This window comes from Jiangella endophytica (assembly GCF_003427025.1).
GTDB classification, from domain to species: Bacteria; Actinomycetota; Actinomycetes; order Jiangellales; family Jiangellaceae; genus Jiangella; species Jiangella endophytica.
Window position 1 is genome coordinate 77412 of the sequence record NZ_QVAI01000018.1, and the last position, 25118, is coordinate 102529.

Annotated in this window: 21 protein-coding genes; 11 read left to right on the plus strand and 10 right to left on the minus strand. The window is 72.8% G+C overall.

Annotated features, from left to right (window positions below; all coding sequences use genetic code 11):
• Window positions 1-4 precede the first annotated feature (4 nt).
• Window positions 5-430 carry a Rid family hydrolase gene (locus DZA62_RS28150; RefSeq protein ID WP_116952276.1) on the plus strand — a complete coding sequence of 142 codons (426 nt, stop codon included), beginning with the start codon at window positions 5-7 and terminating at the stop codon, window positions 428-430.
• An 81-nt stretch (window positions 431-511) separates the two neighbouring features.
• Here DZA62_RS28150 and DZA62_RS28155 read toward each other — a convergent pair whose 3' ends face one another.
• Together DZA62_RS28155 and DZA62_RS28160 are read right to left on the minus strand one after the other, a co-directional pair.
• Window positions 512-1804, minus strand: a complete 1293-nt coding sequence (locus DZA62_RS28155) for a sensor histidine kinase (RefSeq protein ID WP_116952358.1) — start codon at window positions 1802-1804, stop codon at window positions 512-514.
• A 4-nt stretch (window positions 1805-1808) separates the two neighbouring features.
• Complete coding sequence (locus DZA62_RS28160; protein WP_116952277.1) at window positions 1809-2492, minus strand: response regulator transcription factor; 684 nt, start codon at window positions 2490-2492, stop codon at window positions 1809-1811.
• 113 nt (window positions 2493-2605) lie between these two features.
• Here DZA62_RS28160 and DZA62_RS35980 point away from each other — a divergent pair, with 113 nt between their 5' ends.
• Window positions 2606-3124, plus strand: a complete 519-nt coding sequence (locus DZA62_RS35980; RefSeq protein ID WP_157987955.1) for a hypothetical protein — start codon at window positions 2606-2608, stop codon at window positions 3122-3124.
• Window positions 3125-3183: 59 nt separating this feature from the next.
• Here the strand turns inward: DZA62_RS35980 and DZA62_RS28170 are convergent, their stop codons facing one another.
• Window positions 3184-3807 (minus strand): histidine phosphatase family protein, encoded by a 624-nt coding sequence (locus tag DZA62_RS28170; RefSeq protein ID WP_116952278.1) that lies wholly within the window; start codon window positions 3805-3807, stop codon window positions 3184-3186.
• A 174-nt stretch (window positions 3808-3981) separates the two neighbouring features.
• Between DZA62_RS28170 and mraY the strand changes: the two genes are divergently transcribed.
• The gene (mraY, locus tag DZA62_RS28175) at window positions 3982-5043 is read left to right on the plus strand and encodes a phospho-N-acetylmuramoyl-pentapeptide-transferase (RefSeq protein ID WP_116952279.1); all 1062 of its coding nucleotides are present in this window, start codon (window positions 3982-3984) and stop codon (window positions 5041-5043) included.
• A gap of 415 nt (window positions 5044-5458) precedes the next feature.
• On the opposite strand, the gene lpdA is transcribed toward mraY, so the two are convergent.
• Window positions 5459-6859: a dihydrolipoyl dehydrogenase gene (gene lpdA / locus DZA62_RS28180; RefSeq protein ID WP_116952280.1), complete on the minus strand. Its 1401-nt coding sequence runs from the start codon at window positions 6857-6859 to the stop codon at window positions 5459-5461.
• Between the two features lie 85 nt (window positions 6860-6944).
• Between lpdA and DZA62_RS28185 the strand changes: the two genes are divergently transcribed.
• A complete protein-coding gene (locus DZA62_RS28185; protein ID WP_116952281.1) occupies window positions 6945-7199 on the plus strand; it encodes a hypothetical protein in 255 nt (84 codons plus the stop codon).
• Window positions 7196-9118, plus strand: a complete 1923-nt coding sequence (locus tag DZA62_RS28190) for a hypothetical protein (protein WP_116952282.1) — start codon at window positions 7196-7198, stop codon at window positions 9116-9118. The genes DZA62_RS28185 and DZA62_RS28190 overlap by 4 nt, the downstream gene beginning before the upstream one ends.
• A gap of 9 nt (window positions 9119-9127) precedes the next feature.
• On the opposite strand, the gene nucS is transcribed toward DZA62_RS28190, so the two are convergent.
• Entirely contained in the window at window positions 9128-9817 is a 690-nt protein-coding gene (nucS, locus tag DZA62_RS28195) for an endonuclease NucS (protein ID WP_116952283.1), read from the minus strand.
• Between the two features lie 104 nt (window positions 9818-9921).
• On the opposite strand from nucS, the gene DZA62_RS28200 reads away from it, so the two are divergent.
• Both DZA62_RS28200 and DZA62_RS28205 read left to right on the plus strand, forming a co-directional pair.
• Window positions 9922-10488 (plus strand): hypothetical protein, encoded by a 567-nt coding sequence (locus DZA62_RS28200; RefSeq protein WP_116952284.1) that lies wholly within the window; start codon window positions 9922-9924, stop codon window positions 10486-10488.
• Window positions 10489-10551: 63 nt separating this feature from the next.
• Window positions 10552-10872 (plus strand): hypothetical protein, encoded by a 321-nt coding sequence (locus tag DZA62_RS28205; RefSeq protein ID WP_116952285.1) that lies wholly within the window; start codon window positions 10552-10554, stop codon window positions 10870-10872.
• Window positions 10873-10878: 6 nt separating this feature from the next.
• Here DZA62_RS28205 and DZA62_RS28210 read toward each other — a convergent pair whose 3' ends face one another.
• From DZA62_RS28210 to DZA62_RS36565, 4 genes are read right to left on the minus strand one after another with little or no spacing between them, the layout of a single operon-like run.
• The gene (locus DZA62_RS28210) at window positions 10879-12534 is read right to left on the minus strand and encodes an alpha/beta fold hydrolase (RefSeq protein WP_116952286.1); all 1656 of its coding nucleotides are present in this window, start codon (window positions 12532-12534) and stop codon (window positions 10879-10881) included.
• 42 nt (window positions 12535-12576) lie between these two features.
• On the minus strand, window positions 12577-15981 hold the full coding sequence (locus DZA62_RS28215) for an error-prone DNA polymerase (RefSeq protein ID WP_116952287.1): 3405 nt from the start codon (window positions 15979-15981) through the stop codon (window positions 12577-12579).
• Window positions 15982-16000: 19 nt separating this feature from the next.
• The gene (locus DZA62_RS28220; protein WP_116952288.1) at window positions 16001-17599 is read right to left on the minus strand and encodes a DNA polymerase Y family protein; all 1599 of its coding nucleotides are present in this window, start codon (window positions 17597-17599) and stop codon (window positions 16001-16003) included.
• Window positions 17596-18966: a hypothetical protein gene (locus tag DZA62_RS36565; RefSeq protein WP_198664286.1), complete on the minus strand. Its 1371-nt coding sequence runs from the start codon at window positions 18964-18966 to the stop codon at window positions 17596-17598. Before DZA62_RS36565 ends, DZA62_RS28220 begins: the two co-directional genes overlap by 4 nt.
• A 545-nt stretch (window positions 18967-19511) precedes the next feature.
• Between DZA62_RS36565 and DZA62_RS28230 the strand changes: the two genes are divergently transcribed.
• From DZA62_RS28230 to DZA62_RS28245, 4 genes are all read left to right on the plus strand, one after another.
• Window positions 19512-20120, plus strand: coding sequence for a GNAT family N-acetyltransferase (locus DZA62_RS28230; RefSeq protein ID WP_198664287.1), 609 nt, complete (start codon window positions 19512-19514; stop codon window positions 20118-20120).
• 10 nt (window positions 20121-20130) lie between these two features.
• Window positions 20131-22257, plus strand: a complete 2127-nt coding sequence (locus DZA62_RS28235; protein WP_232827625.1) for a prolyl oligopeptidase family serine peptidase — start codon at window positions 20131-20133, stop codon at window positions 22255-22257.
• Window positions 22258-22262: 5 nt separating this feature from the next.
• A complete protein-coding gene (locus DZA62_RS28240) occupies window positions 22263-23303 on the plus strand; it encodes a mechanosensitive ion channel family protein (protein ID WP_232827631.1) in 1041 nt (346 codons plus the stop codon).
• Window positions 23304-23418: 115 nt separating this feature from the next.
• On the plus strand, window positions 23419-24459 hold the full coding sequence (locus DZA62_RS28245) for a hypothetical protein (RefSeq protein ID WP_157987956.1): 1041 nt from the start codon (window positions 23419-23421) through the stop codon (window positions 24457-24459).
• A gap of 119 nt (window positions 24460-24578) precedes the next feature.
• On the opposite strand, the gene DZA62_RS28250 is transcribed toward DZA62_RS28245, so the two are convergent.
• Window positions 24579-25010, minus strand: coding sequence for an OsmC family peroxiredoxin (locus DZA62_RS28250; RefSeq protein WP_116952291.1), 432 nt, complete (start codon window positions 25008-25010; stop codon window positions 24579-24581).
• Between the last annotated feature and the right edge of the window lie 108 nt (window positions 25011-25118).

Genomic DNA, 25118 nt, shown 5'->3' on the forward strand with positions numbered 1-25118 from the left:
CATCATGAGCACCGTCACCTTCGGCGTCGTCCCCGGCTACGGCGAGAAGCTGCACGCCGCCCTCGGCTACAGCGGGGCCGTCCGCGTCGACGACAGGGTCGAGATCTCCGGCCAGGCCGGGGTCGATGACGACCTGAACATCCCCGACTCGCTGGAGGACGAGATCATCCGGGCCTTCGACAACGTCGAGCGCGCCCTCAACACCGTCGGCGCCACCTGGAAGGACGTCATCCACGTCAACTCGTACCACAAGGTCGGACCGGGCGAGGACGTCATCAGCGATGACGTCAACTCCGTCATGGCCGAGCAGTTCCGCCGTCGCCTCGGCGGCCGTTCGCCGATCTGGACCGAGACCGGCGTCACGGTCCTCGGCCTCGCCACCATGCGCATCGAGATCCGCGTCACGGCCATCGCCGGCTCCGGGAACTGAACCGCACCTCCGCGCGGCAGGCGGTCGCCCCGAACCCAGGGGCCGGCGGCCTGCCGCGCGCCCGTCCTGATCGCCGCGCCTTCAGGCCCGCGGTCCGGTGCCGAGGTCGACGACGACGGTGAGACCGCCGGTCGGCGGGCTGTCCAGCCGGACGCCGCCACCGGACTGCTCGGCCGTCCGCCTGACGATGTCCAGGCCCAGGCCGCTCGACCCGGACCCGCTGACGCCCCGGCGCAGCACGCCGGTGGTCTGACCGGACGGCAGTCCCGGCCCTTGATCGGCGACGACCAGCCGCGCGCCGCCGACGTCGCGTGGCTCCAGCCGCACGGCGAACGCCGTTCCGTTGGCGGTGTGCGCGAAGACGTTGCCGAGCAGCGCGTCGACGCACGCCTCCAGGTCACCGCGGGCCAGAGCGACCGGCAGCGGGCCGGGCGCGACGTCCACCGTCAGCTCGCGGTCGGTGTCCTCGGCGAGGACCGCCCAGAACGCGGCCCGTTCGCGGACCACGTCCGCCGCGTCGGCCGTCGCCGCCTCCGGGAGGGCGCCGCGGCGCCGGGCCTGCTGGATGACGTCGGTCACCGCGCGGTCGACCGCGTCGACGCCGCCGACGATGCGCTCGGACTGCTCGTCCGTGGGCAGCGCCTCGGCGTCCATCCGCAGCGTCGTCAGCGGGGTGCGGACGCGATGCGAGAGGTCGGCGATGGTCTCGCGCTCCTCGCGCAGCAGGTCGGTGATGCGCCCGGCCAGCCCGTTCAGCGCCGTCGCGACGACACCCAGCTCGCCGGGAGCGGAGGTGTCGGCACGCGCGTCCAACTCGCCGCGGCCGAGCCGGTGCGACACCGCCGCGAGGTCGGTCGCGCCGCGTACCAGCCGCCGGCCGAGCCGGTCCGCGACCACGAGCCCGACGAGCAGCAACCCGACCCCCAGCCCGGCCAGCGCCAGCCAGGCGCGGGCGACGCCCTGGCGCAGCTCCGCGTCCGGAACGAACGTGCGGATGACGTCGGCGGTGCCGCCGGGCCCGCCGACGGCGAAGACGATCTCGCGGCCGCCGTCGGCCTCGGCCGACGCGCTGGACCCGCGCTCGGCCAGCTCGACCAGCGGCGAGCGGTCCGCCTCGGCGCCCAGCCGCTCGCCGTCGGCCAGGAACACCGTCACGTCGAACCGGGACGTCGCGTCGACCCGGTCGACGGTGAGCGCCAGCGACTCCCCCTCCGCGGTCGCGACCAGCGACGTCAGCGCCTGCGCCTCGACGGTGGCCGCCTGCACCGCGCGGTCGGCGGCGACGTTGCGGACCAGCAGCGCGAGCGGCACGAGGAACGCCACCAGGACCAGCGTCGTGGTGGCGGCGACGAGGACGAGCAGCCGGCGGCGCACGCCGTCACCCCTGCGGCGCGGCCAGCCGCACACCGACGCCGCGGACGGCGTGCAGGTAGCGGGGGTCCTGCGCGGTCTCGCCGAGCTTGCGGCGCAGCCAGGACAGGTGCACGTCGACGGTCTTGTCGGCGCCGCCGTACGGGAGCTGCCAGACCTCGGTCAGCAGCTCGCGTTTGCTGACGACCTCGCCGGAACGGGCGGCCAGGTAGTGCAGCAGGTCGAACTCGCGCGGGGTCAGCTCCAGCCTGGTGCCGTCGAGGGTGGCCTCGCGGCTGCGCGGGTCGACCCGCAGACCGCCGACGGTGGCCGCCAGATCACGCTGCTCCTCGCCGCCGCGTCTGAGAACCGCGCGGATGCGGGCGTCCAGCTGGGCGACGCCGAACGGCTTCGTCACGTAGTCGTCCGCCCCGGCGTCCAGGACGGCGACCACCTCGCTCTCGTCGTCGCGCGCCGTGGCGACGATCACCGGGACGTCGCTGACGCCGCGCAGCATGCGCAGCATGGCCGTGCCGTCGAGGTCCGGCAGCCCCAGATCCAGCACGACGACGTCCGGGCGCTCGCCGACCGCCGACTCCAGTCCCGCCATCGCCGTCGGCGCGGACCGGACCGCGTGCCCGCGCTCGGTCAGCCCGCGGATCAACGCGGACCGGATCGTCGCATCGTCCTCGACGACGAGTACCTGGGCCATGCCGACGACCCTAGGGCACCGGTGCTCGCCGCCCGGCCGGGTCGCCCCTCCCCAGGCGTGCGTTGAGGCTCCCTTAGCCGTCCCTTAACCCGGCCGGCGGGCATAGTGGGGAGGTGGTCAGGACTCGGATGGTGCGCGTCGGCACCGGTGTGCTGCTGTGGCTCGCCGCTGCCGCCGGCGCCACGGCCGCCGGCATGGCGGCGGTCGGCATGATCGGCACCGACATCTTCGGCTCCAGTCAGGAGCCGCTCACCCAGGCCGAGGTCGAGCAGCGTCTCGCCGCCCCGACGACCGGCCCGTCCGCCTCGCCGTCCCCCACCGCCACGCCCACGCCGTCCACGACCACGTCGCCGCAGCCCACGTCGCCGCAGCCCACGACGCCCCCGCCCGCCCGGCCGCGCGTCGTCAACGCCAACGACGCCGGCACAGTGACCGCCCAGTGCAACCCCGACGGCACCGTCCACGTCCTCGGTGTCATCCCGGCCCAGGGCTACGAGGCCGACACGGACGACGACGAGGACGACGACCACCCCCAGATCAAGTTCGAGAACGACTCCGTCGAGATCGAGGTCCGCCTCCGCTGCGTCGACGGCGTCGTCACCGACGAGATCGAGCAGAAGGCCGAGGACTGACCGGCCGGCCTTGACGGGCGCGGTCGCCGACGGGCGACCATGGACCGTGGCCGCTCGGACTAGTCGAGGTGGCCGGTCTGGTTGAGTTGGGCGATCTGGTGGCTGTGGAAACGGTCGTCCTTGCGCAGCAGGCTGATGCCGCCGGACGAGAACCGGAAGTGGATCCGGCCGGCCGCGTCGACGGGCATGCCCACCCAGGCCGCAAGGAGATACGTGGCTGTGCCTCCGTGCGTCACGATCACCTGGTTCTCGGCGGCGGAGATCTGGACGCGGTTCATCGCCGCGTAGGCCCTCACGGCGAGATCCATCCTGGTTTCAGCGCCTTCCACGCCCTCGTCGTGACGCATTCGCTCGCCGGTCTCGGGAGGCGGGACGAAGCGTTCGTCCAGCCATGCCTGTGGCTTGCCGCCCGCCTCGCCGTACGACTTCTCCCGCAGATCGGGGTCGACGGTCAGACTCGCGGCGAGTCGCTGGACGATGACGTCCGAGGTACGCCGGGCACGGCGAAGATCGGACGCGTACACCTCCACGGCGGCAGCGCCCAGCCGTTTCTCGAGGACGTCAGCGATCGCCCGGGCATGCCTGGCTCCGCGATCCGTCAGGTCCGAGTCGAACCACCCACCCACGAGTCCGTCGACATGGTGGGTGGCCTCCGGGTGGGTGACGACGTAGATGTTCTTCACGGGGTCCCAGCCTGTCCGAGCGGCGTGCCGATGGGAACCACCGCGGGCGCGAGGCGGTGATCCGGACTCAGCTATCGTCGTGGCGGTCACCGTGGCAAATCCGGATGCGCCAACGCGGTGCTGGTTGCCGGAAGGCACCACGAACACTGACCAACGCGTGAGGGAGAACGCCGGGTGACTGCAGTGCTGACCGCGGTTGTCGTGGGTCTGCTGGTCTCGATTCTCGGAACTCGGGCAGCGATCTGGGCCCTGGTCCGGCATGGCTACGGCCAGCCGATCCGGGACGAGCTCTCGAAGAATCATCAGACCAAGCGGGGCACGCCCACGATGGGCGGGATGGTGATCATCCTGGCCGCGCTGGCCGGCTACGCGGTGGCCCACCTGATCCGCGGAACCGAGCCGTCGGCCTCGGCGCTGCTGGTGCTCGGGCTGATGGTCGGGCTCGGTCTGGTCGGTTTCCTCGACGACTACATCAAGATCTTCAAGCAGCGGAGTCTGGGCCTGCGCAGCCGGGCGAAGATGGCCGGGCAGGTGGTCGTCGCGCTCGCGTTCGCGCTTCTCGCGATCCGGTTCGAGGACGACCAGTCGCTGACGCCGGCGTCGCAGGCCGTGTCGTTCCTGCGCGACACTCCGATCGTCCTGCCGGCCGCACTGTTCGTGGTGTGGGCGCTGCTGATCATCTCCGGTACCTCGAACGCGGTGAATCTGACCGACGGGCTGGACGGCCTGGCCACCGGCGCGTCGGCCATGGTGTTCGGTGCTTACACGCTCATCGGGATCTGGCAGTTCAACCAGAGCTGCCAGTCCGCTCCGGAACCGACGTGCTACGACGTGCGCGACCCGCTCGACCTCGCCGTGGTGGCGGCCGCGCTGGCCGGCGCCTGCATCGGGTTCCTGTGGTGGAACGCCCACCCCGCCAGGATCATCATGGGCGACACCGGGGCGCTGGCGCTCGGCGGAGCGATGGCCGGGCTGGCCATCACCACCCGCACCGAGCTACTGCTCATCATTCTGGGTGGCCTGTTCGCGATCATCACCATGTCCGTGGTGCTGCAGGTCGGCTACTTCAAACTGACCGGCGGCCGGCGCCTGTTCCGGATGACACCGCTCCACCACCATTTCGAGCTCAAGGGCTGGAGCGAGGTCACGATCGTGATCCGCTTCTGGATCATCGCCGGCATCTGCGTCACCGCGGGGCTCGGCATCTTCTACGCGCAGTGGGTCGTCGGAGCCTGATTGCCAGAGGGGCACCAGGCACGACGCGGACTCAGGTCGGGAGTCGTGCGTCGACCGCGAGACGTGCGCGGCCGGATGAGGATCGCGGCTGGGACGGCACAGGCAGTCCCGCGTCGAAGAGCTCCCGCGCGATCCCGTCAACCCACCTGATGAGTGATCTCCAGGCGTGGAACTGGCTTGGCAAGGCTGGTCACGTCCTTGGCAAGGTCCACTGTCGCTCAGCTGTCCGACTCGTCCCGTTTTTCAGGGCAGTCAGCCTTGCCAAGATGACCGGTCCGCATGAGGCCTGAGGCGCGCGATCCCGAGCTGCCCCACGACCGACAAGCCGGATTCCCACGTCAAGGGGCCGCGCCGCCGCCCCGACCTGTCGCGAGTGATGTTGACCGCCAAACCCACTGGTCAGCGGCTCGCAGCCCTACATGTTGATCATGTGCCCCGAGATGCCGTGCACCGCTTCCTTGACCGCCTCGGACAGGGTCGGGTGAGCGTGGACGTTGCGGGCGACCTCGTCGGCGGTGAGGTCCCAGAGCTGGGCCAGGGTGAGCTCGGGCAGCAGCTCCGTCACGTCCGGGCCGATCAGGTGGGCGCCGAGGAGCTCGTTGTGCTCGGCGTCGGCGACGATCTTGACGAAGCCGACGGGGTCGCCGAGGCCGTGCGCCTTGCCGTTGGCCATGAACGGGAACTTCGAGACCTTCACCTCGTGGCCGAGCTTGCGTGCCTGCTCCTCGGTGTAGCCGAAGCTGGCCACCTGCGGCTGGCAGTACGTCGCCCGCGGGATCATGTCGTAGTCGACGGGCATGGTGTCGGCGCCGGCGATGGTCTCGGCGGCGATGATGGCCATGGCCTCGGCGGCGTGCGCGAGCAGCAGCTTGCCGGTGACGTCGCCGATGGCGTAGATGCTGGGCACGTTGGTGCGCAGGTGGTCGTCGACCTCGATGGCGCCGCGCTCGGTCAGGCGGACGCCGGTCTTGTCGAGGCCGTAGCCGTCGACGCGCGGGGCGAAGCCGATGGCCTGGAGGACCTTGTCGGCCTCGAGCACCTCCTGCTTGTCGCCCGAGGTGACCGTCACCCGCACGACCTCGCCGGAGTCGTCGATGCTGTCGACCCGGGTCGAGGTGCGCACGTCGACGCCGAGCTTCTTGTACTGGCGGGCCAGCTCCTTGGAGACCTCGGGGTCCTCGAGCGGCAGCATGCGGTCGAGGAACTCGACGATGGTGACCTGGACGCCGTAGTTGGCCATGACGTAGCCGAACTCGACGCCGATGGCGCCGGCGCCCGCGATGATGATGCTCCGCGGCAGCTCGCTCTCGAGGATCTGCTCCTCGTACGTGACGACGCGCTCGCTCAGCTCGGTGCCGGGCAGCAGCCGGGTCGTGGCGCCGGCGGCGACGATGCAGTGCTCGAACGTGACCGTCTCGCTGCCGCCGTCGTTCAGGCGGACGTCGAGCGTGGTGGCGTCGGTGAAGGTGCCCCACCCGTCGAGCTCGGTGATCTTGTTCTTCTTCATCAGGTAGTGCACGCCCTTGACCCGGCCGTCGGCCACGGTGCGGCTGCGTTCGTACGCCTTCGAGTAGTCGGCCTTGACCTCACCCTCGAAGACCAGCCCGAAGGTGTCGGCCTGGTTCTTGACGATGTGGGCCAGCTCCGCGTTGCGCAGCAGCGCCTTGCTCGGGATGCAGCCCACGTTGAGGCAGACGCCGCCCCAGTACTTGGACTCCACGACGGCGACGGACTTGCCCAGCTGGGCCGCGCGGACGGCCGCGGTGTACCCGCCCGGACCCGCGCCCAGGACGACGACATCGAAGTGCGCACTCATGATGGACAGCCTAGATGGCTCGCCGCGCCGCGATGACACAGTCATGAAGCCGAAGTGAATCCACCTCGGCATTCACTGTGATGTTGTGAACGACACCACGCGAGCCGACCTCGAACGGCTGCAGATCCAGGTGGGCCGGATCATCGGCGATCTCAAGGCCGCGCTCGACGCTCCGCTGGCGATCATGGCGTCCGGCGAGGCGTGGACCGGAAACCGGGCCAATGGTTTCGGGACGTCCATGGAGATCCACAAGGACGTGCTCCGGCAGGGTGCGGACACCATCGACGAAGACATCGACGCGGCCGTCGCCGCGGCGCCCGCGGAGGAGGCACCGGCATGACGTTCTCCTCCGTCTCGGTCGCCGGCCTCGAGGACCTCGTCGCGAAGCTGCAGATCGCGCTGCGCGAGCTCGACGACTTCCTCGGCTACACCACCGAGCGTTCGGTCCGGGCGGACATGAACCGGTTGGACGTGACCTCGACCGGTTTCGAGGACCTGGCCGTGGTCCACGAATGGGTCGAGTCGGCGCTGCGGGAGACGCAGCGCCGGCTGGGGCTGGCCCGCGCGCTGGAGCACCAGCAGCCGGGCGCGCCTATGGTGCGGCTCGAGGAGAACGCGCTCACCGACTACGACCCGCTGCTCGCCGAGCGGCAGGGCCGCGACCTCGCCACCCGTGTCAAGGAGTCGGGCCAGCTCGACGCGGACATGGTGGAGGAGCTCGAGCAGCTCGCCTACGATCCGGACGCGATGGCCGGGTTCTACGCCGAACTCGGCCCGGAGATGGCGGCCCGGCTGGCCGCGTCCCTGGGCATGCCGGAGTCCGGTGTCGGCGAGAACGCCCAGCACTACCTGGAACTGCTGAGCATCGGCCTGGCCACCGCGATGATGGACGCCACCCCACCCGACGGCATGGGCGCCTTCAGCGAGTTCGGGCTGGCGACGGACGATCCGCAGGTCGCCTGGGGCCGGCTGGCGCTGCTGCAGTACGGCGACTTCTCCGGACAGCAGGCGTTCGTCGAGCAGACCGTGAACGGGACGGCGCTCGACGCGTTCGCCGCCGAGGACTGGGCCGACCCGAACAACATCTCCGCCAAGACCCTCGGCGACGGCGACACCGCGGTCGGCCTGACGGAGGACATCGGCGCGCTGGCCTTCGGCACGCTCGCCCGGTACCCCGGGCTGGCCACGAAGGTGCTGTCCGAGCAGGACATCTCGGCCAAGGAGATGACGCACCGCGTCTACGCGGCGGCGGGCGACCCCGCGCAGCGCGCCGACCTGGCCGACAGCTTCGGCCTGGCCATCGAGGCCGCCACCGGATCGCAGGGCGACCCGCCGAGTACCGAGCACACGCCGGAGCAGGCGGCGCTGGCGTTCGAGTTCATCACCGGCTCGGCCGACCACGAGTCGATCCCGCCGGCGATCAAGGACACGACCGCCCGTGTCGCGGCGGCATACGTCGACGAGATGGTGGCCGGCTCGTTCATCGACGGCGGCGAGATGTCCGGCGACCGGGGCTCGTCGATGGACGTCATGCCGGAGGACTTCCCCCAGGGCACGGGCCTGAGTCCGGACTTCTACCTCAGCCCGAGAGCCGTGCACCGTTTCCTCGGCGGCTTCCAGGACCAGATCGGGTACTCCGCGCCGTTCGAGGTCGCGGTCGAGTCGCTGTACAACAGCTCCCTCGCCGACGCGATCGTCGCCGACAAGGCTGACGGCGGCAACCGGGTGAACGACGTCATGAGCCTGTTCGGTGCTGCGGCCACGCTGTACTTCGAGGGCCAGCGCGAGTTCGCCGCCGACTTCGATGCCCGGGAGCAGGCCCGCAAGGGCGCCGTCGCGAAGATCTTCACCGAGGGCACCGGCACGGTGCTGCCCCCCGGCGTCGGCTTCTGGCTGCTGCACCAGGGCGTCGGCGGGAAACTCGACCAGTGGGCGAACAGCACCGACACCGAGGGCGCCGTGATCGCCGAGAACACCGACGCGGCCCAGCTGCGCTGGTACATGACGGTGCACGCGATGATCGGCAACGGTGTCGGCTCCACGCCCGAGGCGCACGTGATGGACTCCGCGCCGGAGGCGATCAAGGGAGAGTACGGAGAGCTGCTGCCGATGGACCAGATCTACGCAGACCCGGAGCTACGCCGGCAGTTCATGGAGTGGGTCCAGAGCGTCCCCGCCCTGGACGACATGGCCGACGCGGGAACGGACGCCTGGGACAGCGGCTGGCAGGGCGCGCAGACGTTCCTCGGCCGGGCCTGACCGCGGCCGTCAGAACAGCCGCGACGTGGGGTCGTCGACGCCGCGGAGGGCGTCGTAGTCGACGGTGACGCAGGTGATGCCCCGGTCGACGGCGAGGGTGCGGGCCTGCGGCTTGATCTCCTGTGCCGCGAACACGCCACGCACCGGCGCCAGCAGCGGGTCGCGGTTGAGCAGGTCGAGATAGCGGGTGAGCTGCTCGACGCCGTCGATCTCGCCGCGCCGCTTGACCTCGATGGCGACGGCGACGCCCTGCTCGTCGCGGCAGAGCAGGTCGACCGGGCCGATCGGCGTCGGGTACTCGCGCCGCACCAGCCGCCAGCCGCTGCCGAACGTCTCGACCTGCTCGGCCAGCAGCACCTGCAGGTGCGCCTCGACGCCGTCCTTGACCAGCCCAGGGTCGACGCCGAGGTCGTGGCTGGAGTCGTGCAGGATCTCGTGCAGGTTGATCACCAGGCGGTCGTCGGTCTTGTCGTTCTGCACCGTCCACACCGCGCAGACGCCGTCCTCGTCCGGCTCGGGCTCGCGGACGGCGAGCGTGCAGGGCGGGCTCATCCAGTTCAGCGGCTTGTACGAGCCGCCGTCGGAATGCACCAGCACGCTGCCGTCGGCCTTCACCATGATGACGCGGGTGGCGAGCGGGAGGTGGGCGGTCAACCGGCCGGCGTAGTCCACCTGGCAGCGCGCGATGACGATCCTCACCGCCCGAACTCTAGACGGCCGCGCCGCGCTGCCAGGACGCCGCGCCCGACATCGCCGGGCCGGGATCTTGCCTCGGAGCGACCGCACGGGTACGCCTGACGGCCATGATCTGGGCCCACTCGATCGCCTTGCTCCTGGACGTCGCCGGTCTGACGTGCGCCGCCGCCGGCTTCGCCCAGACCTGGCACCAGCACGGCACCGGCGAGCTGTGGGCGCCGTGGCGGGCGCGCGCCCGCGATGGACGCCGGCGGGCGTGGTCGTGGGTGACCGGCCGGCTGCGCCGACGGCGCCACGACCCGTGGCTGGGCGATGGCGGAGGGGGCGCGGGCGGCTCGGCCATCGCCCGGGGAGGAGCGACCGCTCCCGGCGCGGATGCGCGAGCCGCCGTGACGGACCTCGCCGCGTTCGCGGCCGTGGTCCAGAGCCGGCTCGACGGCCTCACGGGTCAGGTGGGCCGGCTCGAGACGGAGCTGCGCACCGAACGGCAGCGCCGCGACTCGGCGGTCCGGGGCGTCCGTGCCGAGCTGATCGGCGAGGTCGGCCGGGTCGAGGAGCTGACCAAGGAGATCGCGGTCGGAGGGCTGCGACTGCAGATCCTCGGCTGGACGCTCGTGCTGGCCGGCGTCGTGCTCAGCGGCGTCCTCAACATCGTCGGGGCTGCCACGCGGTGAACCCGGAGCCCGGAACCGGCGTAGCGTGCGGAGCACACGCACGTCGAGGTGCGGGGGGCGGTCATGGAACGCAAGGCACTGCTGGCGCTGGGTCTCGTCCTGGTGGCGGTCATCGGGCTGGGCGCCGTCGTCCTCCAGCGGCAGAGTGAGCGGATCGACGAGCTGACGGCGGCCGTCGGCGAGCTGCGGGCACAGGCCGACGAGGTGAACGCCGGGGCGAGCCGCGACGACGCGGCCCGGCTGGACGAGATCGAGCGTCAGCTCGGGTTCGATGCGCCGTCGTGGCCCGCCGAGGCCGTCGACGAACGCATCGCGCAGCTGGAGTGGGACTTCGGCCTGATCTGCGGTTATCTGCACCGCACCGGCGCCGAGGTGCTGTGCTGACGATGCTCAGCCGGTGAGTGCCGCCTCGAGCGCGTCCCGCTGCGACCGGACCCACTCCTGAGCGCGCCGGATGGTGTCGCCTGCGCCGCCGGCCCACATGCGCCCCCAGCCGCCGCCGTCGGTCTCGGCGCGGTGCCTCATGACGTGCCAGACGCGGGCGAAGCGGCGATCGGCGACGTCGAGGAGAGCGGCGCGTTGGCCGGTGTCCAGCTCGTAGGCGTCGGCGAAGATCCGCATGCGGCGGCCGGTGTCGGCGTCGCGCAGCGCGGGGTCGCGGTCGGCGGGGTCGGACAGCGGCGCCCAGTACCGCAGCGTCGTGACGACGTCGAGCAGCCGCGTCGTCGGCGCGGCGAGGTCGAAGTCGATGATGCCGACCGGCCGGCCGTCGACGAAGATCGTGTTCTCGAAGGTGATGTCGTTGTGCCCGACGACGTCCGCGGCGCCCGGCTCGAGCAGGGGCGCGACTCCGGGCAGCTGGACGGGCGCCGGCCAGCTCACCCCGTCCGGCAGCGTGAAGCCGGCGGAGGCGTCGTGCAGCCGGCGCTGGATGACGGCGATCTCGCGCAGCGCGTCCTCGGTGACCGCCCACGGCGCCAGCGGGCGGCCGCCCATCTCGCCGTCGACGAAGGTGAGGATCTCGCGACCGCGCTCGTCGAACCCGAGGAAGCGCGGCGCATACGGGAAACCGGCCCGCTCCAGGTGGCGCAGGTAGGCGTGGACGGCCGCGGCGCTCTCGACGGGGTCCCGCCGGACCGTGCCGCCGACCCGGACGACGCCGTCGCTGACGTCGCCGCCGAGCAGCGGGACCTCCACCACGTCGGCCAGGAACGCGTCGACCGCGGCACGGAACCGCGCCGGCCGCTCGACCCACGGATAGTGGCCGCAGTCCTCGATGACGGCCCGCCGCCCGGCCGGAAACCGGTCGGCCAGCGCGGCGACCGGCGCGAACCCGGTCATCGCGTCGTCGGTGCAGGCGACCACGAGGACCGGAGCGGTGACCGACGCGAGCCGCCCGGCGAGGTCGGCGGGCGGCTCGACGCTGAAGTAGGCGCGGCCGGCGGGCAGGTCCCAGCGCCCCTCCGTCGCGTGCCGCTGCTCGGCCGGTCGCCAGTGTGCGTAGCCGGCCGGCGCGACCTGCCGCTGCCAGGCGTTGAAGCCCTCGTCGTCGAGGCCGGACGGACCGGCGGTCAGCGCCGCCCACGCCTCGGCAACGGCGGGATCCCGCTCGCGCAGGCGGGCGGCGATGCGCTCGGCGTCCGGCCCGGTGTCGACGAGCTGGGTGGACGGCGGCGTGACGAGCAGCAGCGCCGCGAGCCGCTGCGGGTACTGGACGGCGTACGCGACGGCCAGCCGGGTGCCGGCGGAGTGCCCGGCGACCAGCAGGCGGTCCTGCCCGAGGTGCCGGCGCAGCGCCTCGAGGTCGGCGGCCTGCCGCCAGTAGGAGCCCGCCTCCGGCTCGGCGGGCGCCGGCGACTCGCCGACGCCGCGCAGGTGCGGGATGACCAGCCGGTGCCGGTCGGCCAATCCGGCGAGATCACCCAGGTAGACGGGGTGCCGCGCCGCCCCACCCGCCAGGACGACGATCGGTGGTCCGGCGGCGGCCGGACCGGCCAGCTCGTCGTAGTGCAGGGACGTGTGGTCATCAGCACGGTAGGTGGGCACGCCAGGACGCTATCGGGCCGCCGGTCGGCGCCGCACCCGTCGTCACTGGAAGTCGCGTGAGCGGTGCCGGGCGTGCAGGGCTCGGGCGGCCTCGGGATGCAGGTCGGCCAACGACGCCAGCTTGTCCGCGACCAGGTTGATGACGCCGTCCTTGCGCTCGAGGATCCCCCGCACGATCATGCAGGCGGCGTTGCGGGCGACCCGCCGGTGCCGTTGCCACAGCCCGCCGCCGCAGACGACGTTGAGCATGCCGGTCTCGTCCTCGATGTTGAGGAACGTGATGCCGCCCGCGGTGCCGGGCCGCTGCCGGTGCGTGACCACGCCGGCGACGGTGACCCGCCGGTTCGGCTCGGCGGTGGCGAGGTCCTCGACGGCGAGGATGCCCTCGCGGCGCAGCAGCGGCCGCAGGTGCGCCAGTGGGTGGCTGTCGGGCGAGATCGACGTGGCCCAGAGGTCGGCCAGGGTCAGCTCGACGTCGCTCATGCCCGGCAGCGGCGGCGGGGCCGGCGTGGCGGTGACGGCCTCCAACTGGCCGGCGGTCTCGACGTAGCCGGCGTTCCACAGCGCCTCACGGCGGGTGAGGCCGAAGCCGTCGAACGCACCCGCGGTGGCCAGCGCCTCCAGCTGCCGGGCGTCGAGGCCGGCCCGGCGCGACAGGTCGGTCGGGTCGCGGAACGGCCGCTCCGTGCGGGCCGCGACGATCGCCTCGGCCGCCTCCTTGCTGATGCCGCGGACGGAGTCGAGACCCAGCCGGACCGCGAACCCGGTGTCGCGGCGATGCTCCGGTGTGGGGTCCGGCGTGCCGTCCGCCCATTCCGCCGGCTCGTGCCACGGGCGCAGGCAGTCGTCTTGGCCGGTGGGCCGTGGGTCGCCGTCGGGTTCGAGGCCGGCCGTGGCCCCGGAGCACGTGATATCGGGACGCAGCACCCGCACGCCGTGCCGCCGGGCGTCGCCGACCAGCGACTGCGCGGAGTAGAACCCCATCGGCTGGGCTCGCAGCAGCGCGGCCAGGAACGCCGCCGGGTAGTGCAGCTTGAACCAGGAGCTGACGTAGACGAGCTTGGCGAAGGACAGCGCGTGGCTCTCGGCGAACCCGAAGTTCGCGAACGAGAGGATCTTGGTGTAGAGCTGGTCGGCGTCGTGGCCGGTGATGCCGCGTTTCGCCATGCCCTTGTACAGCTTCTCCTTGATGCTCTCGATGCGCTCGATGCCGCGTTTGGAGCCCATGGCGCGACGCAGCAGGTCGGCGTCGTCGGGGGTGCAGTCGCCGACGGCGATGGCCATCTGCATGAGCTGCTCCTGGAACAACGGCACGCCGAGGGTCCGTTCGAGCACCGGGACGAGGTCGTCGTGGACGTAGGTGACCTCCTCCTTCCCGGTGGCGCGGCGGATGTACGGGTGGACGGCGCCGCCCTGGATCGGGCCGGGTCGGATCAGCGCGATCTCGATGGCGAGGTCGTAGAACTTGCGCGGCCGCAGCCTCGGCAGCGTCCCGATCTGGGCCCGGCTCTCGACCTGGAACACGCCGATGGAGTCGCCGCGGCAGAGCATGTCGTAGACCGCAGGCTCCTCCTTGGGCACGCTCTGCAGCTCCCACGCCTCGCCGAGATGCCCGGCCACCAGCGTGAACGCGTGGTTCAACGCGCTCAGCATGCCCAGGCCGAGCAGGTCGAACTTGACCAGCCCCATCGACTCGCAGGCGTCCTTGTCCCACTGCAGGACGGTGCGATTGTCCATGCGGCCGCGCTCGATGGGGCACACCTGGCCGATCGGCCGCTCGGTCAGGATCATGCCGCCGGAGTGGATGCCCAGGTGCCGCGGCGACCGCATGAGCTGGTTGGCGAGGTCGACGACGGGGGCGGGGATCTCGTGGTCGGCGACGTCCTCGCCGGCCACCGCGGACCAGCTGTCGGTCTGCTTGGACCACGCGTCCTGCTGCCCCGGCGAGTAGCCCAGCGCCTTGGCGGCGTCGCGGACGGCCATCTTCGGCCGGTAGCTGATGACATTGGCGACCTGGGCGGCGTTGCGGCGGCCGTACCGGTCGTAGACCCACTGGATGACCTCTTCGCGCCGGTCGGAGTCGAAGTCGACGTCGATGTCGGGCTCTTCGTCGCGGTTGACGGAGATGAACCGTTCGAACGGGAGCCGGTAGAAGACCGGGTCGATGACGGTGACGCCGAGCGCGAAGCAGACCGCCGAGCTGGCCGCCGAGCCCCGTCCCTGGCAGAGGATGCCTTCGTCGCGGGCGAACTTCACGATGTCGTGGACGATGACGAAGTAGCCGGCGAAGTCCTTGTCCTCGATGACCCGCAGCTCGTGGTCGACCCGTTCCCGGGCCGCCCGCTCGTGCCGTTCGCCGCGGTAGTAGCGCTCGAAGCCGCGCTCGACCAGGAACCGCAGCCAGCTCATCGCCGTGTGGCCCTCAGGGATGTGCTCCTTCGGCAGCCGGGGACTGGCCTTGTGCAGGTCGAACGCGATCTCGTCGGCCAGCTCGACGGAGCGTGCGACGGCGCCCGGGTAGCCGGCGAACCGGGCGGCCATCTCTCGTCCCGTCCGCAGCGACGCCGCGCCCCACGCCGGCAGCCAGCCGTTCATCTCGGTGAGGCTGCGCCGGGCCCTGATGGCCGCCATGGCCGAGGCCAGCCGGTGGTCGCCGGGGTCGGCGTAGTGGACGTTGTTGGTGGCGACGACGGGCAGCCCGCGGTCGGCGGCGAGGTCGGCCAGCAGCCGGTTGACGTCGTCGTCGCTGGGATGGCCGTGGTCGAACAGCTCGACCACCACGTGGTCGCGGCCGAACATCGCGGTCAGCCGGTCCAGCTCGGCCGCGGCCGCCGCCGGTCCCCGTCCGGCGAGGGCGGACCGGACGGTGCCCTTGCGGCAGCCGGTGAGCACCAGCCAGTGCCCGCGCCCCATGCCGGCCAGCTCGTCGAGGTCGTAGTCGGGTTTGCCCTTCTCGTCGCCGCGCAGCTGCGCCTCGGTGATGGCCCCGGCCAGCCGGTGGTAGCCCTCGACGCCGCGGGCCAGCACGAGCAGGTGCTGGCCGCGAGGGTCGGGGACGCCGTTCTGCGGCGCGTCGAGACCCAGCGACAGCTCCGCGCCGTAGACGGTGCGCAGGTTCTCGGCGGCGTACTTCTGGGCGATCTCGGCGAACAGCGGCGCCCCGTAGAAGCCGTCGTGGTCGGTGAGCGCCAGCCCGTGCAACCCCAGCTCGATGGCCGCCTCGACCAGCCGGTCCGGCCCGCTGGCGCCGTCGAGGAAGCTGAAGTTGCTGTGCGCGTGCAGCTCCGCGTACGGCGTGACCGGCTCGTCCGGGCGGAACACCTCGGCCTTGCGTTTGTACGGCTTGCGCTTGCGCGACCCCGGACCGCCCTCGGGCGGGACCGTCGGCCGGTCGGACAGCCGGCGCTCCAGTTCGCTCCAGGGGATCGGCGGGTTGTTCCACCCCACTGTCTATGCCCCCTCGTGGTCAGTCATAGCCGGCCTCGACCCACCAGCCGTCGTCGGCGCAGGTCATCAGCCAGGCGTGGCCGTCGACGGTGACGATCTGGAAGCGGGCGACCCAGCTGGCGGGGTTCTCCCACCACAGCTCCTCCACCGGCCACGGCCCGGACCACGCGCTGATGGGCCGCCAGTCGTCGCCGAGCCCGTCCTGGTCGCCGGCCGCCGGCCGCCGCCGGCTACGTCCGGCCGGAGCCGGTGGGCTCGCCCGCCGGAAGCGAGCCGGCGGGGCGCTGACCACGCCGCGCTCGCTGACCCACACCAGCTGCCCGCGGTCGTCGACGACGACCACCGGGCGCGGCTCGGCGAAGATCCGGACCGGCGCCGGCGGCGGGAGGCTGCCCGGCCACGGCAGCTCGACCGGGCGCAGTCCGACCGGCCGCTCGCCCCACGTGACCAGCGCCTGGCGGTCGGCCGGCGCGCGGCCGCCCTGCACCGCGGGGACGGTGACCGCGTGCGGGCCGAGCATGCCCTGGACCCGGGCGACCACCCGCTCGACGCGTTCGTCGGTGCCGCCGCCCCACAGCGCGGCGGCGTGCGCGCCGGCCGGCTCGACGGTGTCGGGGACGAACCGGACCAGCTCGACGGGTCGGGTGACGCCTGAGGTGCCCCGCAGCTGACCCCGCAGCTGCCAGTGGACGCGGTCGACGAGGTCGGCCGCGCTGAACCAGCGCGAGTGCGCCCACACCCGCGACGACGCGACCTCGTGGTCGCACTCGGCCTCGACGAGGACCTCGGTGCAGACCAGCCCGCGGGCGGCCAACTGGGCGACGAAGCGGTCGGCGGTCTGGCGGACGCTGAAGCTGACGGCCTCGACGGTGTCGAGCGGCGGCTCGAACCGGATCTGGCACTCCAGGTCGGGCGGCGGTGTGCGGGCGCCGAGCCGGGCGGCGTCCTCGCCGCGGGCCAGCCGGTGCACCTTGGCGCCGTAGCCGCCGAACCGCGCCTGGACGTCGTCGCCGCCGAGCTGGGCGAAGTCGCCGAGCGTCCGCAGCCCCAGCCTTCTCAGGAGCCCGGCCACCTCGTCGTCGTCGATGACCCCGACCGGGAGGTCGCGCAGGAACGCCGCCGCCCCGCCCGCCTCGACCACGACGGTCTCCTGCGGCCCGGCCCGGCGGGCCGCCTGCTCGGCGGTGAACAGGTCGTCGGCGACGCCGATGCGGCAGTCCCACACGCCGGCCCCGACCAGCCGCTCGGCGATGAGCGCGCCCGCGGACTCCTCGCCGCCGTAGAACCGGCCCGGCGCGTGCACCGCCAGCAGCCCGGGCCGCAACGGCGCGACGCCCGGCCGCAGCTCCTCGACCGCCACCAGCACCGGCTCGAACACCCGGGCGTCGCGGTCGGGATGGTGGTCGACGAGTCTGAGCTCGGGGCAGCGCGACTGCGCGTCGCGGCGGCGCATCCCCCGGCGGACGCCCTCGGCCCGGGCGGCCTCGTTGCAGGCGACGACGGCGTTGGCGGCCAGCACCACGACCGGCGTGGTGTCCTCGATGGTGGCGTCCTCGGCCATGGCCGCGACCACCGGCCAGTCCGGACACCACACGACGAGCACCCGGCGGCGGCTCATCCGGCCACCTCCAGCCCGGCGGGCTCCGAGGGTGCCTGGCTCGGGTCGGCAGGGACCAGGACCGGACCGGCCGTCGCAGAGCCGGCCATCGAGCCAACCGACGCCCGATCCGCCGCCGAGCCAACCGACGCCCGATCCGCCGCCGAGCCAACCGACGCCCGATCCGCCGCCGAGCCAACCGACGCCCGATCCGCCGCCGAATCAGCCGCCGAGTCCGCCGTCGAATCAGCCGAGTCCGCCGATGTCCGGTCGTCCGGGGTCTGGCCGACTGGGGTCAGGTCGGCCAGGGCCAGGGCCGCCGGCCGTAGGCGAGCCGTCCTCAGGCGCGCCCGCCCGCCAGGAGCCGCACCGGCCGCCGGATCAGCCGGATCAGCCGGATCAGCCGGATCAGTCGGATCAGCTGGATCAGCCGGGTCAGTCGGATCAGCCGGGTCAGTCGGATCAGCTGGATCAGCCGGGTCAACCGGCGTCAGGGACGCCACGGCCGGGTGCGCCGGAGCCGCACCGGCCGCCGCCGGGCTCGTCGCAACCGCAGCCGCGGCCGCAGCCGTCGCAGTCGTCGTCGGAGCGGCCGCAGCCAGAGCCGTCGCCTCGGGGGCGGGGCCGCCGCCGGTCTCCAGGGCCTCGAGGTCGGCGCCGGACACCGTGCCGTCCGGCCCGGGCAGCCACAACCACGCCGACCGGGGCCGGGCGCCGGAACCTCGTCCGGACGCCTCGACCTTCACCCGCCGCCCGCGCAGGTGACCGCCACCCCGCTCCGAGCCCACCCACAGCGACGACGCCACGCGCAGGCGGGTCTGAGCGCCCTCCCAGTCGCCGACGGAGACCAGCGCCGTCCCGTGCCGCCGGGCCAGCGCGACGAGCCGCCGGCCCAGCTGCCCGGTGACCTGGACGGGCGGCCGCACCAGCACCACCTCGACCGACGTGAGCAGGACGGCGACCACCTCGGCCCACTGCGTGCCGGGATCTTCGACGACCACCACCCGGCCGAGATCGGCGCCCATGTCGGACGCCGCCAGCACGCCGAACTCGGACAGCCCCACCACCGCCGTCCACGCTCCGGCGGCCGTGGCCCCGGCCAGGAGCGCCAGCGGCAGCACCCCCGCTCCGTCGACTGCGACCACGTGCCCGCGACGCAGCCCGCCGAGTAGCGTGCGCAGGGCGGGTAGCACCGCGACCAGCTCGACCGGCTGGACGGCGAAACCCGCTCTGGCCAGCGCCGCTTCGGCCTGGTCGCGTCCCCGTACCGTCACCCACTCATCGTCGAACACATGTTCGAGAGGTGTCAAGTCGATCGGCCGTTGCCGCGGGTTGCCGAGACGATCCGGTACCTCACCAGGCGTTCTCCCCCTCCACCAGGCATGCATGCCTCGCAGAGCAAACACACGCCTAGGCAGGGACCTCAGATCACCGGCAAATCTCACCCAGTGGACACCACACGTGCCATGACGGCCCCGATCACGATCCAGCGACGACAACGGCGGCGACCACACCCTCGCGACGGTCGCGAAAGCAGCGTCACGCCACGGCGAACGGCACACCACGGCAAACGGTCGGTCGCCAACCCCGGGGCGACGGTGCACACCAGAGCGGACCGTGCCCGCACTCCCCCGTCCCCCTGATAGCTGCCCGCACCGAGACCGCGAGGGTGCGGGTCAAGCGGTCATCGCCGGCGCGAAGCGCCCAACAGTCCGCTTGAGGCGCACCCTCGCGACTCAGACAATCGGCAGCAGGGGGACACCCAACTTTCGCCCCCGGCCAACCGGCTCAGCCGAAGCCGAAGCCGAAGCCGACCGGACCACAACGCACCCCGGATCCCAGCGCACGTGCCGGCGCCGCGCCGAATCCACGCAACCCACCACGTCTCCGGCCTTCTCTTACCAGCGCGCCCGGCTTGGCGCATGATCGAGAGGTGCAGCCTTCGAATCACGTCGTCCGGCAGGCGCTGCGGTCCGACGTCGGCACGGTCGCGCGGGTGCTGGCCGAGGCGTTCGACGCCGATCCGGTCATGCGCTTCATCGTGCCGGCGCCGCGGCACCGGAAGCGGCTGACCGCGCTGTTCTCGTTCGAGACGCTGCTGAGCCAGCGCGGGTCGTGGGTGGCCGTGGTCGACGGGGAGATCGCCGGGGCGGCGCTGTGGGGGCTGCCGGGCGCCGGTCCGCCCGGGTTCTGGTCGACGCTGCGATACAGCCGGCACCTGCTGCGGGCGTTCGGGACGGGGTTGCCGAAGGCGATGCGGTCGTTCCGGGTCATCGAGGACGCCCATCCCACGTCGCCGCCGCACTGGTACCTGCAGACGCTCGGGACGGCGCTGCCCGGACGGGGCGTCGGCGGCGCGCTGCTGCGGGACGGGCTGGCGCGGGCCGACGCGCAGGGGCTGCCGGCGTACCTGGAGTCGTCGGCGCCGGGGAACGTCGCGATCTACGAAAGGTACGGCTTCCAGCCGACCAGGGAGATCGTCCTGCCTGGCGGCCCCACACTGACGGCCATGTGGCGCGAACCGGTCCGAGGGGGTCAGTAAGGTCGGAGTCGTGGCCATCGACGCATCGACTCCCCCGCAGCCGTATCCCCCCGCCGCGCGCGGCGCCGACGCCGACGTGCTGCACGGCGTCACGGTGCCCGACCCGTACCGCGGGCTCGAGGCCGAGGACGACCCCGCCACGCAGGCGTGGTCCAAGGCGCAGCGCGTGCTGTTCGACGAACACCGCACCGGCTGGCCGGCCCGCCCGGCGTTCGCCGACCGGCTGACGCGGCTGCTGCGCGCCGGTTCCGTCGGCGTCCCGGTCTGGCGCGGCGAGCGGGTGTTCCAGACCCGTCGCACGCCCGACCAGGAGCACGCCGTCCTGCTCACCGTCGACCCCGGCGGCGCCGAGCGCACGCTGGTCGACCCCGTCGCGCTCGACCCCTCCGGCGCCACCACGCTCGACGCGTGGCAGCCGTCCAAGGAGGGCGCCCTGCTGGCGTACCAGGTCTCCGAGGGCGGCACCGAGGAGTCGGTGCTGCGGGTGCTCGACGTCGAGACGGGCGAGGTGGTCGACGGCCCCATCGACCGCGCCCGCTACTCCCCCGTCGCCTGGCTGCCCGGCGGCGAGGCGTTCTACTACGTGCGCCGGCTGCCGAAGGGCTCCGTCCCCGCCGACGAAGACCAGTTCCACCGCCGCGTCTACCTGCACCGGCTCGGCACCGACCCCGCCGACGACGTCGAGATCTTCGGCTCCGGCATGGAGAAGACCAACTACTACGGCGTCTCGGTCAGCCGCGACGGCCGCTGGCTGACGGTCTCCGCCGCGCAGGGCACCGCGCCACGCAACGACGTCTGGATCGCCGGCTTCGGCGCCGACGCCGACCTCGCGGCTCCGCGGCTGCGCCCTGTCGTCGTCGGCCAGGACGCCAAGACGAGCCTGCACGTGGGCCGCGACGGCCGGCTGTACGTGTGGACCGACCTCGGGGCCCCGCGCGGCCGGCTCGCCGTCACCGACCCCGCGACGCCCGAGCCGGAGCACTGGCGCGATCTCCTGCCCGAGGACCCCGAGGCGGTGCTCGAGGACTTCGCCCTGCTCGACGGCGCCGAGCTGGACGCCCCGGTGCTGCTGGCATCGCGCACCCGGCACGCGATCTCGGAGGTCACGGCCCACTCGCTGGCCACGGGCGAGCCGCTGCACACGCTCGAGCTGCCCGGCATCGGCAGCGCCGGCGGGCTGTCCGAGCGGCCCGAGGGCGGGCACGAGGCGTGGTTCGCCTACACCGACCACACCGTGCCGGTGCGCATCCTGCACTACGACGCACGATCGCGGACGGTCTCGACGTGGGCCGACGCGCCCGGGGAAATCGAGGTCCGGGCCATCTCAGCAAAGCAGGTGACGTACCGGTCGAAGGACGGCACCGAGGTGCGCATGGTCATCGTGTCGCCGGCCGGCAGCGCCGACGGCGGCGCGCGGGCGCCGCGGCCGGCCGTCCTGTACGGCTACGGCGGCTTCAACATCGCGCTCACGCCCGCCTACTCGGCCAGCATCCTGGCCTGGGTCGAGGCCGGCGGCGTGTGGGCCGTCGCCAACCTGCGCGGCGGCTCCGAGGAGGGCGAGGCGTGGCACCGCGCCGGCATGCGCGAGCACAAGCAGAACGTGTTCGACGACTTCGCCGCGGCCGCCGAGTATCTCGTCGCCGAGGGCTGGACGACGAGCGACCAGCTGGCGATCTTCGGCGGGTCCAACGGCGGCCTGCTGGTCGGCGCCGCGCTCACCCAGCGCCCGGAGCTGTACCGCGCCGTCGTCTGCTCCGCGCCGCTGCTCGACATGGTCCGGTACGAGAAGTTCGGGCTGGGCGAGTCCTGGAACGACGAGTACGGCACGGCGTCCGACCCGGTCGAGCTGGGCTGGCTGCTCGGCTACTCGCCCTACCACCACGTCCGCGACGGCGTCGAGTACCCGTCCGTGCTGTTCACGGTCTTCGACGGCGACAGCCGCGTCGACACCCTGCACGCCCGCAAGATGGCCGCCGCCCTGCAGGCCGCCACCTCGGGCGACCCTGCGACGCGGCCGGTGCTGCTGCGCGCCGAGGCCAACGTCGGACACGGCGCCCGGGCGGTCTCACGCACCGTCGACCTCAGCGCCGACCAGCTCGGCTTCGTCGCCGCGCAGCTGGGACTGGAGGTGCGGTGATCCCGATGATCGGCCTGCTGGCGGCGGGCGGGGTCGTCGGCACGGCCGGCCTCGTCGCCGCGCCCGAACTCACCCAGGCCGAGCAGTACTCCGCCGAATGGTGGCGCGACGTCCTGCTCGACGTGCCGCTGCGGCTGGCCGGCCTGATCCTCATCGCCGTCGTCACCCGCTACCTGCTGCACAAGTTCATCAACCGCATGGTCCGCCGCACGGTCGAGAAGGAGCCGCCGAAGGCCGTCCTCGGGTCCGCCCGGGCCGCCCGCATCGTGTTCGGCGGCGCCGGGGCGTACTCCGAGCGGCGGGCGCTGCGGGCCGAGACCATGGGATCAGTGCTGCGCAGCATCACGACGGTGCTGATCAGCGCCATCGCCGTGGTCACGGCGCTCGAGATGCTCGGCTACGCCGTGGGACCGGTGCTCGCGTCGGCCGGTGTCCTGGGCGTCGCACTCGGCTTCGGCGCGCAGAACCTCGTCAAAGACTTCCTCGCCGGCTCGGCCATGCTGCTCGAGGACCAGTACGGCGTCGGCGACGTCGTCGACATGGGCCACGCCGTCGGCACCGTCGAGGCCGTCAGCCTGCGCATCACCCGGCTGCGCTCCGTCGACGGCACCGTCTGGTACGTCCGCAACGGCGAGATCGTGCGCGTCGGCAACTCGTCCTACGGCTGGTCGCGGGCGCTGCTCGACGTCCACATCCCCGCCGACGCCGACGTCTCCCGCGCCAAGCGCCTGCTGGAGGAGGTCGTCACCGACCTCGCCGCCGACGAGCGCTGGTCCGAGCTGATCCTCGAACCCCCCGAGGTCTGGGGCGTCGAGGACCTCACCGCCGACGGCGTGCTGATCCGGGTGGTCATCAAGACCAAGCCGCTCGAGCAGTGGGGCGTCGCGCGAGAGCTGCGCGAACGCATCAAGCGCCGGTTCGACGCGGAACGGCTCACGCTGCCGGTCGCGACGGAGTCGCCCGCCCAGGCCGGCGGCGACCCGACGAACCCGCCGCCCGCGAGCTCCGGGTCCGCGCCGCCGGTGATCCCGCCGCACGAGCCCTGACCGGCCCGTCGCCCAGCCCTCAGGTGCGCGCCCGCCCAGCCCTCAGGTGTGCGCCGTCGCCTCGCCGGGGCGCGTCCCCCTGCGAGAACGCCCGCCGGTCGACTACGGTTCGGCCGTGACAGAACCTGACGAGGCTCCGCGGCCCACGGGCGATCCCGACGGCCCGCCCGCGGACCCACACCCCTATCCACCGTCCACCTCACCACCGGCCCAGCAGGCCGCGCCGCACCAGGGCTCGGCTGCTGCCGTCCAGCCCAGCGAGGCCACGACCGGCCCGTTCGACGTGGTCCCCGAGGCGGGCCCGGCCGCTGCGGCGCCGTCACCCGAGGCGGCGCCGCCGGGACAGACGCCGTACCACCCGCAGCACGGTCAGGGTCACGTCGCGCCCGGCCAGCAGCCGGGCCAGTACCCGCCGGCGGGTTACCCGCCTCAGGGGTACGCGGCCCAGCCGGGCTATCCGCCGCAGGGACAGGCGCCGTACGCGCCACCACCGGGGCAGGCGCCGTACGCCCCACCCGGCCAGGCCGCCTATCCGCCGCAGGGACAGCCCGGCTACGCACCGCAACCGGGGTACGCTCCGCCGCCCGGCTACCCGCCGCAGGGCCAGCCCGGCTACCCGCCGCCGCAGGGCTACTACCCGGCGCCGGGGCAGCAGCCGTACGGCTACGCGCCCTACCCGGGTGGGCAGCACCGGCCGGCGACGGCGATGCCGATCTACCTGACGGCGGCGCTGTTCCTGGCCTGCGCGGTGTTCACGTTGATCATCGCGCTGACCAACTGGTTCGGCACGCCTGGGCCGAACGCCATCGCGGCGCTGGTGGGGCTGGCGTTCTCCGGCGACGTCACCGGGAACGTCGACTTCGCCATCTCCGCCTCGATGACCGTCGGCTGCACGACCGCGACGGTCGCACTGCTGCTGTTGTTCCGGCTCGCCTTCGCCCGATGGATCCTCGTGGGCCTCGGCGGGCTGGTGATCATCGCGTACGTCGTCGGGGTCATCGATCTCGCGAGCAACGGCGCGGGGCGCTACATCGCCCTGCCGATCGTCGCGCTCGCGCTGTGGATCGCCTCGGTCGTCGTGTCGCTGCTACCCATCACGAGCCGGGCGTTCGCGCAGGCTCGCCGGACCTTCGGGTCCACCACCGGGCCGCACTGACGGCCTGAACGCGTCAGCGGGCACCTCACGCGTTGCCAGGCACCCGGGAGAGAGCGGGTGCCGCCGCGGAGGTGCACCACGGTCGGTTCGATCGTGGTGCACCCCTCCGCGCCAGAGGCTCAGGCGTCGGCGAGCGCCGCGTCGAGCGTGATGGTCGTGCCGGTCAGCGCCTTGCTCACCGGGCAGTTGGCCTTGGCGTCCTCGGCCGCGGCCACGAAGTCCTCGTTGGAGATGCCCGGCACCACGCCGCGCACCGTGATCTTGATGCCGGTGATGCCCTCGCCCGGCTGGAACGTCACGTCCGCGGACGTCTCCAGCGACGTGGGCGGCGTGCCGCCCTTCGTCAGCCCGTTGGAGAACGCCATCGAGAAGCACGACGAGTGCGCCGCCGCGATGAGCTCCTCCGGCGACGTCTTGCCGTCCGGCGTCTCCGCACGCGAGGCCCAGGTGACGTCGTAGGTGCCCACCTTCGACGAGTCGAGCGAGACGCGGCCGGCGCCCTCGAAGAGCGAGCCTTCCCAGCGCGTGGTGGCGGTGCGGGTCGTAGCCATGAAACGTGTCCTCCCATGCGACGTGTGTGCGGCCGTCGTCCATCCTTCCCTGTCCGCTCCGCCGATGTGTGGCCAGGGGCACTTTGCATCTCGGGGATGCGGGCGACG

Bases quoted from the DNA above. Each gene is read 5' to 3' on its own strand.
- DZA62_RS28150 (WP_116952276.1), top strand. From the start codon at position 5: ATGAGCACCGTCACCTTCGGCGTCGTCCCCGGCTACGGCGAGAAGCTG.
- DZA62_RS28160 (WP_116952277.1), bottom strand. From the start codon at position 2,492: ATGGCCCAGGTACTCGTCGTCGAGGACGATGCGACGATCCGGTCCGCG.
- lpdA (WP_116952280.1), bottom strand. From the start codon at position 6,859: ATGAGTGCGCACTTCGATGTCGTCGTCCTGGGCGCGGGTCCGGGCGGG.
- DZA62_RS28190 (WP_116952282.1), top strand. From the start codon at position 7,196: ATGACGTTCTCCTCCGTCTCGGTCGCCGGCCTCGAGGACCTCGTCGCG.
- DZA62_RS28200 (WP_116952284.1), top strand. From the start codon at position 9,922: ATGATCTGGGCCCACTCGATCGCCTTGCTCCTGGACGTCGCCGGTCTG.
- DZA62_RS28205 (WP_116952285.1), top strand. From the start codon at position 10,552: ATGGAACGCAAGGCACTGCTGGCGCTGGGTCTCGTCCTGGTGGCGGTC.
- DZA62_RS28220 (WP_116952288.1), bottom strand. From the start codon at position 17,599: ATGAGCCGCCGCCGGGTGCTCGTCGTGTGGTGTCCGGACTGGCCGGTG.
- DZA62_RS36565 (WP_198664286.1), bottom strand. From the start codon at position 18,966: ATGCATGCCTGGTGGAGGGGGAGAACGCCTGGTGAGGTACCGGATCGT.
- DZA62_RS28240 (WP_232827631.1), top strand. From the start codon at position 22,263: ATGATCGGCCTGCTGGCGGCGGGCGGGGTCGTCGGCACGGCCGGCCTC.
- DZA62_RS28250 (WP_116952291.1), bottom strand. From the start codon at position 25,010: ATGGCTACGACCCGCACCGCCACCACGCGCTGGGAAGGCTCGCTCTTC.